Here is a 16,650-nt window from a genome sequence, read left to right on the forward strand (position 1 = left end):
GCGAGACCTCACCAGACAGCGGAAAAAGGCAGCGACTCCGACTTTCGCCAGAGCCACTGCCCTATTGCCTCACCCATGTCACAAGCCCGTTTCCGTAACAGTTACTTAGGCTTGCCTTGCCTATATTACTGAGCGTACAGAGAATTGCAATACCTAATTCAAGATTTTTTCGAGATTCTCTGCAGAAGGCTTTATTAGCGCCTCACTAACGCTTCTGTTCCTGGCGCAACCACCCACCCTCCACCCGACTGGTCAGCCCCTGTCCCTGCAGCTCCAGCAACAAATGTGTCGTAAGCGCCACGGCCAATCCCGCCTGCGCTGCGACTTCTCCCACCGGCGTTGGCTCCGCAGAATTCAGAGAGTCGTAGACAGCGAGCTCGTTTCGAGAAAGCTTCTGCACCGCCGACTTTTCCCACAACAATTCAAGCTGAGCATCCTCGTTCACTGTGCCAACTGACCGATACAGCGACCGCACATTATCGGCACTACACACCAGGACAGCCTCGCCACTGCGGATTAGGTCATGACAGCCAGAGGTAGTTTGCAGCGTCACCGGTCCCGGCACTGCTCCCAAGGGCTTGTTTAGCCTCACTGCCCAGTGCGCTGTGTTGCGCGCCCCTGAACGCCAGCCCGCCTCGACGATTGTGGTTGCTCGCGATAGGGCCGCTACCAGACGATTCCTAGTCAAAAACCGATGCCGCGCAGGTCGCACCCCCAGTGGATACTCCGTAATCAGCGCACCCCGCTCTGCAATCCCGTCGAAGAGTTCTGCATGCGCCCGCGGATAGTCAACCCCTACACCACCGGCTCCGACCACAACCGTAGTGCCGCCAGCGTCGAGCGCAGCTCGATGCGCCGCGGCATCAATACCCAACGCACCACCACTGATGACACTAACCCCCGCATTCGCGAACTGCCCCGCGAATTGGGCCGCCACCTGTGTCCCGTAGCTGCTGGCCATCCGCGTTCCGACAATCGCCACCGCTTCACTGACCACGTCCCGCAAGTCACGGCCACGCACCCACAGCGCAAGTGGCGGTGCATCGGCGCGGTCACGGACTTCGAGCGTCGTAAAGCAGGACAGCAGCTCCCCCGGCCACTCTGGGTGCCCCGGATAAATAAGACGCCACCCCATCGCTGCCGCCAGCTCCAAATCGTGGCCGCTCTGGTCAACGTCGGCCCGTGCCTGCGTCGTATTGAGCAGACCTTCCGGCAGCCCGGCGCGAGCCTTGATCCTCTCTGCTACCTCTACCGGCCCAAACTCCGTCACGAGCCGCACAATCTGCGGATGCGTCGCCTCTACCACACGATTCAGGTAAGCCCACGCGTGAATTTCGTCCATTTCTCCCCCTTGATAATGGTTCGGTTGTATTAGCCGCCCTCGCGGTCATGCAGCTGGCAGGCGCGTTGCACGTGCTCGAAGGTAAACGCGTCTACTCCCCCGAGATCTGCGAGCGTCCACGCCACTGCGATTACTTTGTCCACTCCCCGCTGGGTAATCTCTCCGTTCCTCAACTGGAAGTCCAATAACGCCATCGCTTCTTCGTCTAAGCCCGCGTGACGACGGAGAAGCGAGCGTGGCACACTCGCGTTGGTGACGGCTGCTTCGTCGGCAAGCCCCAGGGCCTGCCACCTATGGCGGGCACGGTCACGTGCGGCCTGTACCCGATCGCGAACGGCCGCGGAGGGCTCATTGTGTGCTTTGTTTTTAATTCCCAGCTTGGCCCCGGCAGGACTGAGCGTGACGTTGAGATCCATGCGATCGCGTAGCGGGCCCGATAATGCGCGACCATGCTTGGCTCGCTCGGTACTAGAACAGGTGCATTCGCTGGCATACGCCGCCCCACACCGACAGGGATTGGTCGCCATGACTAGTTGTGTTCTCGCCGGAAAAGTCACTCGATGGTGCGTACGCAGGTGGACGACCACCCCGTTTTCCATCGGCATCCGCAACGCATCCAATACCGCCGGGCGCATGAGGGTGATTTCGTCCAAGAAGAGCACCCCATGGTGGGCAAGGCTAATCGCGCCGGGCTTGGGCACAGCACCGCCGCCGACTAGCGCTGCCACAGTCGCGCTGTGATGTGGAGCCACAAACGGCGGATGTTGGACAAGAGTGTCCGCAGTATCGAGCGCTCCGGCCACCGAATGCAGCGCGGTGACCTCCAGCTGCTGCCACTTCTGCAATGGCGGCAGAATTGTGGGCAAGCGCTCAGCGAGCATGGACTTCCCAGTTCCCGGAGAACCCTGCATGAACAGATTGTGCCCACCTGCTGCGGCTACCTCGAGGGCGAAGCGCGCCTCAGGTTGGCCATCGACATCGGCCAGGTCTACCGAGAAGGCTTGTTCGCTGGGGTCGTCGTTAAGCGCGGTCGTCAAACCTGAGCCGGTGAGTACCCAGCCCCATAGCTGTGTGAGGTCGGCTGCGGTGCAGACTGCGATGCCGTCGACGAGCGCGGCCTCGGCGGCGTTGGCGGCGGGGACGACAACCCAACGGGCACCGGCCTCGCGGGCGGCAAGAACTTGCGGCAGCACTCCACGCACCGGTCGAATGGAACCGTCGAGCCCAAGTTCGCCAATGAGAACCGTGTGGCGGAGACGACCTCGGGCCTCCATGTCATCGCTGGTTGCGATAAGGATGGCGCAGACGATGGCGAGGTCAAAGCTAGTGCCGTGCTTGCGGATATGCGCCGGAGACAGACTCACCACGACCTTTGTCTTCGGCCAGGGCAACTGCGAGTTAGCAACCGCCGTGCGCACGCGATGTTTGGCTTCTCCGACGGCGGCATCGCCGAGCCCACCGATATACATTCCTGGCAAGCCACGCCCAACATCGGCTTCCACCTGCACAATAGTTCCTTCAATGCCGCTGAGGCTGACTGCAAGAGCTGTACCGACAGTCATCTAGCAGTCCCACATGATCGCGTCGCTGATTGCGGGAATGTACGTAACTGCAACGACTGGAGGACCGGACGAAGGGCTGGACACTGTGACTTCTGCGCAGTCGATAACTACGGACTCTAACCAGTAGGTAGAACTCTCTGACAGCCACTGTGCCGCCGCCTTGCGCAAATGACGAAGCTTGGCTGCTGTGATGGACTCTCTGCCGTCCCCAAACTGACTACTTCGCGAGCTGCGCCGCGTTTTTACCTCCACAAAATGCAGCCTGCCGTCAACATCTTCAGCAATAAGATCGAGCTCATAGCGCCCCACCCGCTCATTCCGAGCAATAATTTCCCACCCCTGATCCTCCAACATCTCGGCGACGAAATCCTCCCCAAACGCGCCGAGCTGTCTCGTGGTTAGTTCTTCAAAGCTCTGTGTCATTGCCCTGGTCCCCCTGGTTCCCCGTTGAATTGTGCCTTGGCGGTTTACTGCCTTGGCGGTTCGGAAACACTCTTGCACAGCGGGCATGACAAAGGCCCTCCGATAAATGCTCAGAGGGCCCTAACTGTGGATAATTTTTCGACTGTGGATAACTGTTAGCAGCTAGCCATAACAAGCGATGACAGGCGACGATAACCTACGGCAGTCGCAAGTCCGGCTTATCCAGTTCCTCGATATTGACATCCTTGAAAGTGATAACGCGCACGTAGCGGACAAACCGAGCCGGGCGATGGACATCCCACACCCACGCATCCGACATCCGCAGCTCGAAATAGACCTCGTTTTCGCTGTTGTGCGGAATCAGCTCCACAGCATTAGCAAGGTAGAACCTGCGCTCCGTCTCAACAACGTACGAAAACTGACTAACGACATCGCGGAACTCCTTGTACAGGGATAGTTCAACGTCGGCCTCGTAGTTTTCTAGATCTTCTGCGCTCACGACCGCGACGGCTCCTTCGAGTGTTTACATGTTGCTCTTTTTGTACATGTTGGTCTATTCGGGGTGCTCAAGATACTCCGCGTGTGCCAAGCGCACATTGCGGTATGACCACCGATGCTCCGGGGTTGCGCCATGGCGTGAAATCGCTTCCATATGCGATGACGTGCCGTAGCCCTTATGCCCCGCCAGACCATAATCCGGATACTTCTCCGATAGGTCAACCATAATGCGGTCGCGGGTGACTTTGGCTAAGACACTCGCAGCAGCAATACATCGGCAAGCGGAATCACCACCAATCACGGGCAAATAGGGTGCCGTGAAGCCAGACACTTTGAGTGCGTCGGTAAGCACATAGCCAGGACGCTGTCCCAACCCGGCTACCGCGCGGCGCATTCCAGTGACATTCGCGTCCTGAATGCCGAATTGGTCGATGTAGGACGCGGGAATCGTCGTCACGCAAAAAGAGGTAGCGAAGCGTTGGATGAGCGGAAAGAGCCGTTCACGTGCGGCCGGCGTGAGCTTTTTAGAATCGGTGAGCTTATCCAGCTCTGCGATAGGGCGTTCTGGAAGGCAGCAGGCGGCGATAACTATCGGGCCTGCACAGGCGCCGCGACCAGCCTCGTCGACCCCGGCTACAGGTCCAAAGCCGCGCTTTGCCAGCGCGACCTCTATCGTGCGCGACTGCTTCAGCCTCCGCAGTTTCGGCGCCGGCGGCGTGAGCAGACTGTGCTGACTAGTTGTGCTGGATGTCCGGATCATCGACGCCACCGATGCGGTTAAACGGCAGGATGATTGCCTGCACCTTGCCGACGACGTTATCCAGTGGCACAGTACCCTGCAGCTCGTCGCCCATGTGATAGCGAGAGTCCGCGGAGTTGGTGCGGTTATCACCCATGACCCACAGATGCCCCTCCGGCACTGTTACCGGCCCGAAGTACGGGCCACCACACTGCTCTGAGCCAAGATTATCCACCACCGGCTTGTCTGCTGGAGTTTTAATGAAATCCTGGTCTGTCATCTTGCCGTCAACCATGATGCCGGGATCTCCTGGGCGACACTGCACAGTCTGCCCACCCGTGGCAATCACACGCTTGACCAACGCATTTTCATCAGGGGCGACAAGGCCAATCCAGGAACCAACCGTCTGCAGCGAGTTTGCCACCGGGTTAGTAGAACGCTGTGACACGTAGTTACTATTCCAGGACTCCGGGCCATTAAAGACGACAACATCGCCGGGCTTGGGATCTGAGAACTGGTAGGAAACCTTATCCACCCAAATGCGGTCACCGGTGCACCCGACACATCCGTTGAGCGTCGGCTGCATCGACTCGGATGGAATCACGTAGACACGGCCGATAAAGGACTGCACACCAGCACTGATGAGCAGGGCAATCACGATAATGATTGGAATCTCGATGTACCACGGAGTGTGCTTTTCAGGCTCCTCGTCAAGTTTCCGGAAGCCTTTCAAGCCTTCAGTACGGTCTTCTTTTTGGCCGTCAGTCTGTTCGCGAGAATCGTCGTCGGTCATGGGAAAAGACTATACGCGATAGAAAAATCCCCACCGAGCTCAACACTCGATGGGGATTATTTTGCGCCAAAAGACTAGCGGCGCTCCTTGATGCGTGCAGCCTTACCGCGCAGGTTGCGCAGGTAGTACAGCTTCGCACGGCGAACGTCGCCCTTGAAGACAACGCGAATCTCGTCGATGTTCGGGGAGTGCACCGGGAAGGTACGCTCAACAGCGATACCGAAGGATACCTTGCGGACGGTGAAGGTCTCGCGGACGCCGCCGCCCTGACGACGGATAACGACGCCCTTGAAGACCTGAATACGCTCGGTCTTACCCTCGACAATCTTTACGTCGACCTCGACGGTGTCACCAGCGCGGAACTCCGGAATGTCGTCGCGCAGGTATGCTGCATCAACCTTGTCAAGAATGTTCATGGAAACTTATTCCTTTACTTTTTGCATAGACAGAGGACCCTGGCGGCGCTTTCCCACAGAGGGACGCTCGGCCGGTTCATGCCCGAAACAGGTAAAGCTGCCTATAAAGACAACCTGGAAATTATTACACACCCCCTGGTCAGAAACCAAACTCTTCCATGTTCGGCGGGTCTTGCGGGTCTTGGGGAGCTTCCGAGTCTTGGGGGTCTTGCGGGTTGGGAGTATCGGTGTCTTCTCCCCTGCGCGCTTCCTCGACCAGCTTCCGTGATTGCTCTATCAGCTCCTGGCGATACTCGTTATATTCTGCCAGCGCCTGCGTCATCCGCAGTCCCCGTTTGTCGAAAGTGTAGCGCCCGTGCCCGGCAAGCGGCCCGTCTTCCAGGCTCACCGCCTTTTTGCCCGTGCTTGACGACGTCCACAGTTCCACCCCATCCCGATCACGTGCAACATTCCACAGACCAGCTGTTTTCATGTTGTGGTGCCGGCGGCAGAGGCAGTGGAGGTTCGGCGTTTCTGTTGCCCCGCCCTCCTCTGGGTGCTCTTTGTCGTACGGCTCAATATGGTCAATGTCGCAGAGCTCCGCGGGTACATCACACCCCGGAAAGCGACACGTTCCGTCCCGACCTTTAACGAAGGCTCTCTGACTTTCGGTTGGGGCGTAGCCCTCCGCGGTTTCGTCGGCAAGCATACGAATATGCGTGACCTTATCAATCCACGCCTGCGTAGCTAACTGCGAGATCCAGCCAACGCCGCCAAGCCAGGCGGTGCGGGGACGCTCCTCTGTGGCAGGACAGTATAGGTTGAGTACGATTTTTGCCTCGGCGGTGCCGCGGATGAGGTGTGTCAAAGCTTCGACTCGAGTGCAGCCAGCTGAGCTGGAGATGGACTCGAGGGTGGTTTTGAATTCGAGAGCGCGGGTCTTTTCCAGCTCCATAAAAACTTCCGCGAAGTTGTCGCTCTCTTCAAAACCGATACTCTCTCCTATTATTTCGCGTTCTCCTGCAGGAAGCAGCGGATCGACATCACCCGGAAGGTTTTTGGGGCGAAGCTGAGGTTCAATTTCTTCGATAACCCGTTGCAGGAATTTATGTAGGCTGCGAACTCCCCGGAGTGCCTCGCCATGCTTTCGGGGAATGACAAAGCGGGCAATTTCTTCTTCAACAGCTGCACGCACCTCTGGATCGTGGAGCGGCGCTGTCGCGCGAGCAATGGTGATCAGATGCGCAAAGGGCAAATGAGCTCGAGCTTTAATAAAGGCACCCAGCCGGGGCATACGCGCTAACTGAATGCCGACCTCTACATACTCGAGCGCCTTACCGCGGGAAATACCCAACTCGGGTGCGATTTCAGCAATGTATGCATCCACATCAATCTCAAGCGACTTCGGCGTGCAACCGCAAGCTATACCCAGTTCCAGGCGATTGCGTTGGATACCCGCCACCGCCAACTGGTTCGTGGATGACTCGTGGAAAAACTGCGGCGCTTCAGGCAGCAGAGCCGCTTGGTAAACATCGGACGGTTGTTTGGCCGGACTATCTTTTTCAGACATTGTTCCCCCAAAGCCCCAACCCCGCTCAGTGTCGATAACCAGTGAATACCACTAGCCCAACGCCAAGAAGAGAAGCTCAAGCACTTTGTTCTTGATGCCTCCATTTTAGCACACCCATTCGATTGCGCAACCCCTTTAATAAAACTTTTTCGCTTGTACATTCGAGTGAATTGTTGAGCGTGTTATCAAATGTCACGAGGTGCATCTTCTGGCGAAACTCCGCGCACACTAAGACGGCACGCTACAACCGCTCGCTACAACGTCACGCTGATACAGCACTCCAATAACGACCGCTGCCGACCGTTGCTACAAAGCCCCCCCCAACTGCTAGATTGTCTCCATGCAGCAGATTCCACGCTTTGACCCCTGGATTGTTCGAGGAACAATCATCGCCCCGTGCGTTCTGGCGATTGCACAGCTTCTGTGGGTAATTGCCATTTCCGACCGACTACCGGAGCAGTTAGCAACGCATTGGAGCGGTAGCGGCACTCCCAACGGTTTCATGCCGCCAATTCAAAGCACATTGATTATGGCCATCATCGTCATCGCATGTGCGCAGATCGGTTGGCTCGGTGCAAAGACCAGCACGCCGCTTGTCGTGCGCAAGCCAATTGCAATAACCAACCTCGCCCTCTGCGGCTTCTTAATCGGCATTGAATTCGCGATTATCATCCCGCAGATCGGCACGACGGACCCTACGACCGCCCGAATCGGCTGGATCTATGCAATAGCCGGCGTCATCATCGGCCTAGTAGCGGCCCTGCTCGTGACGCGCCGCCTCAAGGACTACTCCTCGCTTACCGACGCCACGGTCACCGAGCCGACATCGCCACAGTTGCCCCATCGAGAAGGAGCCCCGACTCCCATCGATGTCAGTGTGGCCATCTCTAAGGGGGTCAAGGTCACCCTCGCAGTCTGGTGCGTGGTGTCTGTAGCGCTCGCAGTGTTCCTGCCAAGCCTCGGCATTGTTTTTCTGCTGTGCACGCCGCTATTCCTCATCGCATATGAAACCGGCATGACACTAGACACGGACCCGAAGACAGATTCCATTACCGTTTTTAACGGCTGTGGACCGCTGAAGATGAAACACCCCATTGAGCTTCGAACCATCAAATATGCGAAGCCGGCCACTTATAACTGGGCCGACGGTGGCGGTATTGGGCTTCGACTTGGCAATGATGGCCGCATCACCGTGGCGGCACGGTCAGGCGAGGCAGTCAAGATTGAGACCTCGGGGTCCGATTACACCATCGTCGTACCGGATGGAATGGCTGCGGCTGTCGCGGGTGAGATCAACAGCCGCATCGACGCTATGCGCCAATAGGCTATGCGCTAATAAATCAAGCGCTAACAGATCAGGAGCTAAAAGCCTGCCCTGCGCAGCGCGTCAGCCATGGAACCGCCGCCTCCACCGCGGTTGGCTCCACCGCGCTTCTTATTCTGGGAACCACGCTTTCGGCCGCCTCCACGGCCTTCTCCGCGACCGCCGTCACGCTTTGGCTTGGCATCCGAGGCGTCGTCGTCAAGCCTGAGCGATAGACCGATGCGGTTGCGTTCGACGTCAACGTCGAGAACCTTCACCTTGACCACCTCGCCCGAGCGGACGACCTCGTGCGGGTCGGAGACGAAACCGCGGGCCATGTTGGAGACGTGGACGAGGCCGTCCTGGTGGACTCCGACGTCGACGAAGGCGCCGAAGGCCGCGACGTTGGTGACGGTGCCCTCGAGAATCATGCCGGGCTGAAGATCGGAGACCTTCTCCACGCCTTCCTTGAAGGTGGCGGTGACGAACTCGGGACGCGGATCGCGGCCGGGCTTGTCCAGCTCGGTCAAGATGTCCTGGACGGTGGGCAGGCCGATACCTGCGGACTCGTCGACGAAGTCTGCAGCACGCACCTTGGACAGGACACGGGAGTTGCCGATGAGCTCCTGGACACTAACGCCGGTCGAAGCGGCGATGGCATCGACGACGCGGTAGGACTCCGGGTGCACGGCGGAGGCATCCAGCGGGTTGTTAGCGCCGTGGATGCGAAGGAAGCCGGCGCACTGCTCGAAGGCCTTCGGGCCAAGACGCGGAACCTTCAGCAGCTCCTTGCGGGAGGTGAAAGCGCCGTTTTCGTCTCGGTAAGCGACGATGTTGTCCGCAACAGTCGAGGACACGCCAGCAACGCGACCGAGCAGCGGCGCAGAGGCGGTGTTGACCTCCACGCCGACAGCGTTGACGGCATCCTCGACCACGGCATCGAGAGAGTGCTCGAGCTTGGTCTGGGAAACGTCGTGCTGGTACTGGCCGACACCGATGGACTTCGGATCGATTTTGACGAGCTCAGCAAGCGGGTCCTGCAGGCGGCGGGCAATCGATACGGCACCGCGGAGAGATACATCCATGTCCGGGAACTCAGCTGCTGCCAGGGACGATGCGGAGTAGACGGAAGCACCGGCCTCAGAAACCACCACAGGGGTCGGCTTCTTGCCACCGGCCTGAGCTATCAGGTCAGCGATTTCGCGGGCCAGGGTTTCGGTCTCGCGGGAAGCGGTGCCGTTGCCGATGGCCATGAGCTCCACGCGGTGCGTGGCGCAGAGAGTGGCCAGTTGCTCCTTGGCGCCGGACCAGTCATTGCGCGGCTGGTGCGGGTAGACGATGGCAGTGTCGAGCACCTTGCCAGTGGAGTCGACAACGGCGCACTTAACACCATTGCGGTATCCCGGGTCCAGGCCGAGAGTGGCGCGCTGGCCAGCCGGTGCGGCCAGCAGCAGGTCACGCAGGTTACGGGCGAAGACATCCACGGCTTCGGCCTCGGCGCGCTCCTTCAGTCGAGTGCGGGCATCGAGGGCAGCGGACACCTCCAACTTGGTGCGCCAACCGAAACGAACGGCCTGGTCAATCCACTTGGAGGTACCGCCGTCGGGAAGCTCAAAGGCCTCACGGATCATGTGCTCGTAGGTCTCATCCTCACCCGCATCGATGTTGAGCGTCAGGATGCCCTCGGCCTCACCGCGCAGCACGGCCAACACGCGGTGGCTAGGCATGGTGTCCAGAGGTTCGTTGTGCTCGAAGTAGTCACGGTACTTCGCACCCGCAGTCTCCTTGCCCTCCACCACGGCAGCGGCGGCGGAACCGGAGGACCACACCTGCTCACGGACAGAGCCAACCAAATCAGCATCGGTAGCGAAGCGATCGACCAAGATGGCACGGGCACCGGTCAGAGCGTCCTTCGCATCCTTACCAGCTGCCTCGCCGTACTTAGTGGCCAGAGTCTCGGGGTCCGCGGCTGGGTCGGCCAGCAGCTCCTCCACCAGCGGTTCGTACCCGGCCTCACGTGCAATATCGGCCTTGGTCTTGCGCTTCTTCTTGTACGGCAGGTAGAGATCCTCCAACCGCGCCTTAGTGTCGCAGGCGAGGATGGCGGCCTTGAGATCGTCGTTAAGCTTTCCCTGCTCTTCAATGGCGGCGAGAATCGTTTGCTTGCGCTCTTCTAGTTCGCGCAGGTAAACGACGCGTTCCTCGATGAAACGCAGCTGTGTGTCATCGAGCCCGCCGGTTACTTCCTTGCGATAGCGGGCGATGAAAGGCACGGTGTTGCCTTCGTCGAGAAGCTTGATAGCGGCGGCGACGGCACTTTCGGCAACGTCCGCACCAGTGGCGGCGAGTTCTCGGGCAATTACTGATGAAATCACCCGGGCAACTTTACTATCGTGGAAGTACCAATTGGCGAACGCCCCACAGAAGGCTCGCAGTAAACACCGGAAAAGGAGCCCCATGAAGCAGAAACTCTGTGCCGAATACCTGCGCATTTCCGATGAGGAGGCAGCGCGGTTAGTTGAGGTCGCAGCACCTGCGGCGACCAGCGACGGCGGCACGGCGGGGCTTGTTACCGACGGCGCGGAGAAGATTATCCTGCAGCACTTCGTCGACGTTCCGGACGAAGATGCCCTGGACATCGACACGGACTGGGAGTCCCTGCTGCGCACGTTGACCGGCAATCCCATCGACGGCCAGGCACTCGGCGACCCGCTGGCGGAGGCCATCCTCGGCGCCGACCGCGTCTGCCGCAAGCCGCTGTCTGCAGTCATCCGCGCCGATCGCGTCGGCGACGTGCACCAGACGCTGGCAAGCATCGATCTTGCCGCCCGCATCACGGACAATGGTTCGCTTATCGACGAAGCCACTGCGACACAGCGGTACCGCGAACTCGTGGCCTTCTACGAGGAGACTAAGGCAGCGCGTAGCGCCGTGCTCGTGGCCATCTCCTAAGAACTAGCAGCGCAACTGCTAAGCCGATAACTCCGGCGATGAGGCCGCCGATAACATCGGTGAGCCAGTGTGCCCCGACCCACACGCGCGACAGTGCCACAGCGCCGATAAGCGCGATGATGGCCAAGTCGAGCAACTTGCGGGCTGTACGGCGCAATACGGGGATGGCAAGCTGCATCGCGGCCATACCGCTGGAAGTAACCGCTGCCACATGTGCAGAAGGAAACGCCGCATCGTGCAGGTTGACCAGTGAGAACTCCTCACCCGGTCGGTCGCGGCCCAAAAACCACTTCATGGCATAAGTCACCGCAATCGACGAACCGAATGACGCCGGCAGTAGCAACGCCCACGCACGGAAGCGGAACCACAGGAGTGCCGCAGCAACAAGCGTGACCGGCGCGATGTAAATCGGCCGGATAATCTCGCTCAAAGCCAGCATCACACTATCGACGCGGCCATCCCGCGCCCCATGCAGGTCACTGACCCAGCCCGCAAACGACTGATCCACGCTCCCCGCCAGCTGCGTCTGAGTGAACCACGCCAGTGCCCCTAGGACAGCTAACCAACCAATGACGTGCCGAGGTCGCGCAATTCGAACACGTGCCACTAGCAGTTCTCCTCGGTTACTTCCCCAATGACTCCTTGGATTATTTCCCGGTCACGGGCGCTGAGGTCGACGTCGGCAAGCAAATCCGGACGACGTTCGGCCGTGCGAATGAGTGACTGATCGCGCCGCCAACTGTCCACCAGCGCGTGATTGCCGCTGAGGAGAACGTCCGGCACTGCCAGTCCACGCCACTCGCGCGGCTTGGTGTAGGACGGCCCTTCGAGCAGACCGTCAGAGAACGAGTCCTCCTCGTGGCTCTTGCGATTGCCCAACACACCCGGAATCAACCGCACGACGGACTCCGCAATCACGAGCACCGCCACTTCCCCGCCGATCAGCACATAGTCCCCAATAGAGACCTCACGCACGCGGTAACGATTAGCAGCGTCATCAATAACGCGCTGGTCAATGCCCTCGTAGCGCCCGCACGCGAACACAATGTGCTCCTCGTGTGAGAACTCCTGCGCCATCTGCTGCGTAAACGGCTCGCCCGCCGGGGTCGGGACGATCAGCAGGGGCTTCGCTGAATCTTCTTCGCTTAACGACGGCACTTCCGCTGCAGCATAGGAAGATTCCTCGGCCAAACCCAGTTTCTGATCATGGCGGACATTGTCCAAATGTGGCACCGCGGACGTGAGCGACTGCTCCGCTTTCAGCGTCGCTACCTCGTCGAGGGCGGGGCCCCAGACATCCGGCTTCATAACCATGCCGGGGCCACCGCCGTAGGGCGAGTCATCCACGGCTTGATGTACACCTGGCGCCCAGTCGCGCAGGTTGTGTACGCCGACACTCAAAATGCCCTGCTCAATTGCCTTGCCCAGCAGCGCATGACGCAGTGGCTCGAGGTACTCCGGGAAGATTGTGACTACATCGAGACGTAAGCTCACAGCTCCAACAGTCCTTCCGGCGGCGTGATGGTGACGGTAGTATTCTCAAGGTCAACTTCCGGAACGATGTCCTCTACCAGAGGGATGAGTACCTCCCGGGCCCCGTCGTCAAGCGTGACTTCAAGGAGACGATGAGCGGGCGCGCGGACGATAGAAGTGACCTCGCCTATATCCGTGCCGTTATGGACTACGCGCAGGCCTTCAAGTTCAAAGTCATAAAAGTCCTCGTCTTCGAAGACGGGCTCGGCATAAAACTTCATACCCCGATGACGCTCGGCCTCATTGCGGCCCGGAATCTCCTCGAAGCGAATCAGCAAACGCCCCTGGTGCGGGCGTGCCGTTTTCACAGTCAGCTGTTCCTCACGGCCGGCCTGTACACCCAACAGCGTGGCCCCGACTGCGAAACGCCCTTCCGGGTCATCCGTTGTCGCATCGACGACGACTTCCCCGCGCACACCGTGGGGCTTGATCACTCGGCCAATAAGCACCATGTCAGCTACCGACACGCGCACACTCCCTCTCTTATAAAGGCTCTGTAAAACACCCCGCGTAAAGCAAAAAGGCGCCACCCAACACTTCGTCTTGAAGTATAAGGTAGCGCCCGGATTAGCTAAGCGGCGTACTCAGCGTCCTTATTACTCGGCGTCCTCGGAAGCCTCGGACTCAGCAGCCTCAGCCTCGGCAGCCTTTGCGGCCTCCTCAGCTTCCTTAGCAGCCTTAGCTGCTTCCTTGGCCTCGCGGCGCTTAGCGGTGATGGCCTCAGCGGACGGGCCATTGTTGGCCTCTTCCAGAGCCTTGTTGAACAGCTCGAGCTTGGTCGGCTTCGGCTCAGCAACCTTCAGAGTGCCCTCTGCACCCTCGAGACCCTTGAACTTCTGCCAGTCGCCGGTGACCTTCAGCAGAGCCAGAACCGGCTCGGTCGGCTGTGCACCGACGCCCAGCCAGTACTGAACGCGCTCGGAGTCAATCTTGATGATCGACGGCTCTTCCTTCGGCTGGTAGATGCCCAGGTTCTCAATGACCGCACCGTTGCGACGGGTACGAGCATCAGCAACGACGACGCGGTACTGAGCAGTACGAATCTTACCCAGGCGCTGCAGCTTAATCTTGACTGCCATGAGGAGTTCCTCTTTCTTCTATGTCACTGGACAATACTTATGCATCCGAGCTCACGAGTAATTACTAACGAAGTACCTCGGACCGGTTTTGCCCTTGGGATATTTACACTGCGCGTGACCACCGGGCGGCCGTGGCCGGATTCGATGAATTCGCAGTCGTGCCTCAGTTGAGGATTCTCATTGAGACAACTCGAGGTATGTTACCAGCAGTTTTTGGAAATTAACAAAACTGCGCACTCGAAACGCTGCATACCCACTAAAGCTGAACGTCGTTGACAGTGCGGTAACGTAACATTCTATGAAAACCACCGGCACCCAATATAGGTATGACTTGGACGGACTACGGGGCATTTCGATTGCCCTCGTAGTCCTTTTCCATGTTTACGTCGGCCGCGTTTCCGGTGGTGTGGACGTATTCCTCTTGCTCTCCGGGTTTTTCTTCTTCGGCGCGCAGTACCGCAATGCCATCAATCCCCGGCAGTCCATCAATCCATGGTGGAGCATCTGGCGCACGCTGCGTCGCCTAATCCCGACACTAGTGCTGGTCCTCTTTGCGACAACCCTGTTTGTCATTTACTTCATTCCATCGCTTCGCACGATCGACATTGCCCAGCAACTCCGCGCCAGCCTGCTCTACTACCAAAATTATGAACTGGCACTCCAGGGCTCGGACTACGCAGCCGCAGAGAGCGAAACCTCCCCACTGCAGCACCTGTGGTCAATGTCGGTACAGGGCCAGTTTTATCTCGGCTCCATTTTGCTCATCTCCCTACTCGCCTGGATGACGCGCTCACCCCAGATTGTCGGCGCGGTTACCTCACCGGTGGAGGCGAAGCGCACCGACGCTACCGGCGGTAAACTCCGCCGAATCCTCACTCCGTTGCTGGCAGTTATCACTCTCGGCTCGATTGCCTATGCCTTCTATATGCACTCCGAGAACCAGGGGTGGAACTACTACTCCACTGTCAGCCGCCTCTGGGAACTCTGCCTCGGCGCACTACTCGGACTGATTCTTGTCCGGGGATCCATCCCCATGCCCAAGCCACTTCGAGTGCTGTTAGCCAGCATCGGCCTCGCACTGGTAGTCTCCACCGGTTTCATCTTCGACGGCGCCGCACAGTTCCCAGGCCCTTGGACCCTATGGCCCCTCGGTGGTGCTGCGCTGATTATTATCGCCGGCCCTGAGGCGGGCTGGATCTCCAAGTTCCTGGCCAGCCGCCCAATGCGCGAAGTAGGCCAGAGCGCCTACGCGCTCTACCTGTGGCACTGGCCTCTTCTCATCCTGGCCATAAACTACCTCAACCGCGATACTCCGGGGCTGAAGCTTGGCACCGCAGTGATCGTCGTTTCCTTTATTTTGGCCAAACTCACCAACAAGTATGTCGAGCTGCCGCTGGCTCAATCGACTCGCCGACCGACCCGGACTCAGCCCGTCGTCGGCGATGCAATCCACGCAATGAAGCATCGTCGCCCGGCTCGTCGTCTAGCGGCAGTCGGCACTGTTGTCGTCATTGCGTTGGTCGGCATGTCCAGCCTTGTCAACGTGCAACAGGTGCGCGTCGATCGCGCCTCCGCCACCAGCCTAGATTCAGAGGTCTATCCAGGTGCACTCGCGCTTACCGACGGGTACGAGGTCCCCAAGGCAGCCACAAAGCCGAATACCGATTTCATCACGGACCTTTGGCCGGAACCTGCCCTCGATGGCTGCCTTGCGACAGGCGGTGAGGACGTCGGATACTTCCCGCCGAATCGCCGTTGGCGCGATGAGACCCAGCCGTGTGTCTACGGTGATCCAGATGCTAGTGACTCGATTGTCATCGTCGGCGGCTCGCACATGGAACATTGGTTTGCCCCGATTGATGCCTACGGCAAAAACAACGGGTACCGAGTGGTGGTTCTTCTCCGACAAGGCTGTCCAGCGACCTTAGAACCGATCCACGGAGTCGGCGATATCTGCGTGGCCTGGACTTTCGAGGCTCTGCAGAAAATTGACGAGATTCAGCCAGAGATGGTTTTCACCACTTCAACCAGACCCCTGTTCCAGGCGGACCCACCGCAGCCCGGCGACTACACACCGGATGGTTACGTTTCGTTTTTCGCTGCTCTGCAAGAACGCGGAATTGATTTCTTCGCCATCCGCGATAACCCATGGGCGCTACGGGAGGACTTGGACCAATTCTCCCCCAGCGTATGCGAAGAAGCGGAAGAAGACTGCACTATCCACCGCAAAACTGCCCTAAATGCAGAAAATCCCGCTGAGGAGATTCTTGCGAACTTCCCCAACGGGCACAGTCTAGATTTCTCCGACATCTTCTGCGGTCCGACCACCTGCCGTAAAGTTATTGGCAATATCTACGTCTACCGCGACAGCAATCACATCACCGATGAACTAGCGGCCACTTTCAGTCCTGAAATGGACCGCCAGATTCAGAAGGCTCTGCGGGACTAGCTACTTCTAGTC

16 protein-coding genes are annotated in these 16,650 nt (G+C 58.9%); 3 read left to right on the plus strand and 13 right to left on the minus strand.

The window, feature by feature from the left end:
* Window positions 1-205 precede the first annotated feature (205 nt).
* The 8 genes from dprA to CRD13_RS01760 form a co-directional block, all read right to left on the minus strand.
* Entirely contained in the window at window positions 206-1,342 is a 1,137-nt protein-coding gene (dprA, locus tag CRD13_RS01725) for a DNA-processing protein DprA (protein WP_049170775.1), read from the minus strand.
* Between the two features lie 29 nt (window positions 1,343-1,371).
* Window positions 1,372-2,904, minus strand: a complete 1,533-nt coding sequence (locus CRD13_RS01730) for a YifB family Mg chelatase-like AAA ATPase (protein ID WP_049170772.1) — start codon at window positions 2,902-2,904, stop codon at window positions 1,372-1,374.
* A complete protein-coding gene (locus CRD13_RS01735; protein ID WP_070546680.1) occupies window positions 2,905-3,327 on the minus strand; it encodes a YraN family protein in 423 nt (140 codons plus the stop codon). It abuts the gene before it with no gap.
* 196 nt (window positions 3,328-3,523) lie between these two features.
* Window positions 3,524-3,826, minus strand: coding sequence for a DUF2469 domain-containing protein (locus CRD13_RS01740; RefSeq protein WP_005509529.1), 303 nt, complete (start codon window positions 3,824-3,826; stop codon window positions 3,524-3,526).
* Window positions 3,827-3,880: 54 nt separating this feature from the next.
* Window positions 3,881-4,585 carry a ribonuclease HII gene (locus tag CRD13_RS01745; RefSeq protein ID WP_224783775.1) on the minus strand — a complete coding sequence of 235 codons (705 nt, stop codon included), beginning with the start codon at window positions 4,583-4,585 and terminating at the stop codon, window positions 3,881-3,883.
* Window positions 4,560-5,357, minus strand: a complete 798-nt coding sequence (gene lepB / locus CRD13_RS01750; RefSeq protein ID WP_048735525.1) for a signal peptidase I — start codon at window positions 5,355-5,357, stop codon at window positions 4,560-4,562. Before lepB ends, CRD13_RS01745 begins: the two co-directional genes overlap by 26 nt.
* A gap of 74 nt (window positions 5,358-5,431) precedes the next feature.
* Complete coding sequence (rplS, locus tag CRD13_RS01755) at window positions 5,432-5,773, minus strand: 50S ribosomal protein L19 (protein ID WP_048761860.1); 342 nt, start codon at window positions 5,771-5,773, stop codon at window positions 5,432-5,434.
* 139 nt (window positions 5,774-5,912) lie between these two features.
* A complete protein-coding gene (locus CRD13_RS01760; RefSeq protein WP_187401192.1) occupies window positions 5,913-7,322 on the minus strand; it encodes an HNH endonuclease signature motif containing protein in 1,410 nt (469 codons plus the stop codon).
* 340 nt (window positions 7,323-7,662) lie between these two features.
* On the opposite strand from CRD13_RS01760, the gene CRD13_RS01765 reads away from it, so the two are divergent.
* Window positions 7,663-8,646 carry a DUF1648 domain-containing protein gene (locus CRD13_RS01765; RefSeq protein WP_049171516.1) on the plus strand — a complete coding sequence of 328 codons (984 nt, stop codon included), beginning with the start codon at window positions 7,663-7,665 and terminating at the stop codon, window positions 8,644-8,646.
* A gap of 38 nt (window positions 8,647-8,684) precedes the next feature.
* Here CRD13_RS01765 and CRD13_RS01770 read toward each other — a convergent pair whose 3' ends face one another.
* A complete protein-coding gene (locus CRD13_RS01770) occupies window positions 8,685-11,000 on the minus strand; it encodes a Tex family protein (protein ID WP_070429302.1) in 2,316 nt (771 codons plus the stop codon).
* A gap of 82 nt (window positions 11,001-11,082) precedes the next feature.
* Here CRD13_RS01770 and CRD13_RS01775 point away from each other — a divergent pair, with 82 nt between their 5' ends.
* Window positions 11,083-11,577 (plus strand): DUF1877 family protein, encoded by a 495-nt coding sequence (locus tag CRD13_RS01775; RefSeq protein ID WP_049171521.1) that lies wholly within the window; start codon window positions 11,083-11,085, stop codon window positions 11,575-11,577.
* Here the strand turns inward: CRD13_RS01775 and CRD13_RS01780 are convergent.
* From CRD13_RS01780 to rpsP, 4 genes are all read right to left on the minus strand, one after another.
* Window positions 11,537-12,184, minus strand: a complete 648-nt coding sequence (locus tag CRD13_RS01780; protein ID WP_049189527.1) for a phosphatase PAP2 family protein — start codon at window positions 12,182-12,184, stop codon at window positions 11,537-11,539. The genes CRD13_RS01775 and CRD13_RS01780 overlap by 41 nt on opposite strands.
* Entirely contained in the window at window positions 12,184-13,071 is an 888-nt protein-coding gene (trmD, locus tag CRD13_RS01785) for a tRNA (guanosine(37)-N1)-methyltransferase TrmD (protein ID WP_049189528.1), read from the minus strand. Before trmD ends, CRD13_RS01780 begins: the two co-directional genes overlap by 1 nt.
* The gene (rimM, locus tag CRD13_RS01790; protein WP_049189548.1) at window positions 13,068-13,562 is read right to left on the minus strand and encodes a ribosome maturation factor RimM; all 495 of its coding nucleotides are present in this window, start codon (window positions 13,560-13,562) and stop codon (window positions 13,068-13,070) included. Before rimM ends, trmD begins: the two co-directional genes overlap by 4 nt.
* Window positions 13,563-13,706: 144 nt before the next feature.
* Window positions 13,707-14,189 (minus strand): 30S ribosomal protein S16, encoded by a 483-nt coding sequence (gene rpsP, locus CRD13_RS01795; RefSeq protein WP_038628648.1) that lies wholly within the window; start codon window positions 14,187-14,189, stop codon window positions 13,707-13,709.
* Window positions 14,190-14,520: 331 nt separating this feature from the next.
* Here rpsP and CRD13_RS01800 point away from each other — a divergent pair, with 331 nt between their 5' ends.
* Window positions 14,521-16,638 (plus strand): acyltransferase family protein, encoded by a 2,118-nt coding sequence (locus CRD13_RS01800; protein WP_255467751.1) that lies wholly within the window; start codon window positions 14,521-14,523, stop codon window positions 16,636-16,638.
* The last annotated feature ends 12 nt before the right edge of the window (window positions 16,639-16,650 follow it).

Source organism: Corynebacterium sp. LK26 (assembly GCF_014335085.1).
Lineage (GTDB): Bacteria > Actinomycetota > Actinomycetes > Mycobacteriales > Mycobacteriaceae > Corynebacterium > Corynebacterium jeikeium_D.

Coding starts and splice junctions, on each gene's coding strand:
- CRD13_RS01745 (WP_224783775.1), bottom strand. CDS start 4,585: ATGATCCGGACATCCAGCACAACTAGTCAGCACAGTCTGCTCACGCCG.
- rpsP (WP_038628648.1), bottom strand. CDS start 14,189: ATGGCAGTCAAGATTAAGCTGCAGCGCCTGGGTAAGATTCGTACTGCT.
- CRD13_RS01765 (WP_049171516.1), top strand. CDS start 7,663: ATGCAGCAGATTCCACGCTTTGACCCCTGGATTGTTCGAGGAACAATC.
- CRD13_RS01760 (WP_187401192.1), bottom strand. CDS start 7,322: ATGTCTGAAAAAGATAGTCCGGCCAAACAACCGTCCGATGTTTACCAA.
- lepB (WP_048735525.1), bottom strand. CDS start 5,357: ATGACCGACGACGATTCTCGCGAACAGACTGACGGCCAAAAAGAAGAC.
- rplS (WP_048761860.1), bottom strand. CDS start 5,773: ATGAACATTCTTGACAAGGTTGATGCAGCATACCTGCGCGACGACATT.
- CRD13_RS01730 (WP_049170772.1), bottom strand. CDS start 2,904: ATGACTGTCGGTACAGCTCTTGCAGTCAGCCTCAGCGGCATTGAAGGA.
- CRD13_RS01735 (WP_070546680.1), bottom strand. CDS start 3,327: ATGACACAGAGCTTTGAAGAACTAACCACGAGACAGCTCGGCGCGTTT.
- CRD13_RS01775 (WP_049171521.1), top strand. CDS start 11,083: ATGAAGCAGAAACTCTGTGCCGAATACCTGCGCATTTCCGATGAGGAG.
- dprA (WP_049170775.1), bottom strand. CDS start 1,342: ATGGACGAAATTCACGCGTGGGCTTACCTGAATCGTGTGGTAGAGGCG.
- rimM (WP_049189548.1), bottom strand. CDS start 13,562: ATGGTGCTTATTGGCCGAGTGATCAAGCCCCACGGTGTGCGCGGGGAA.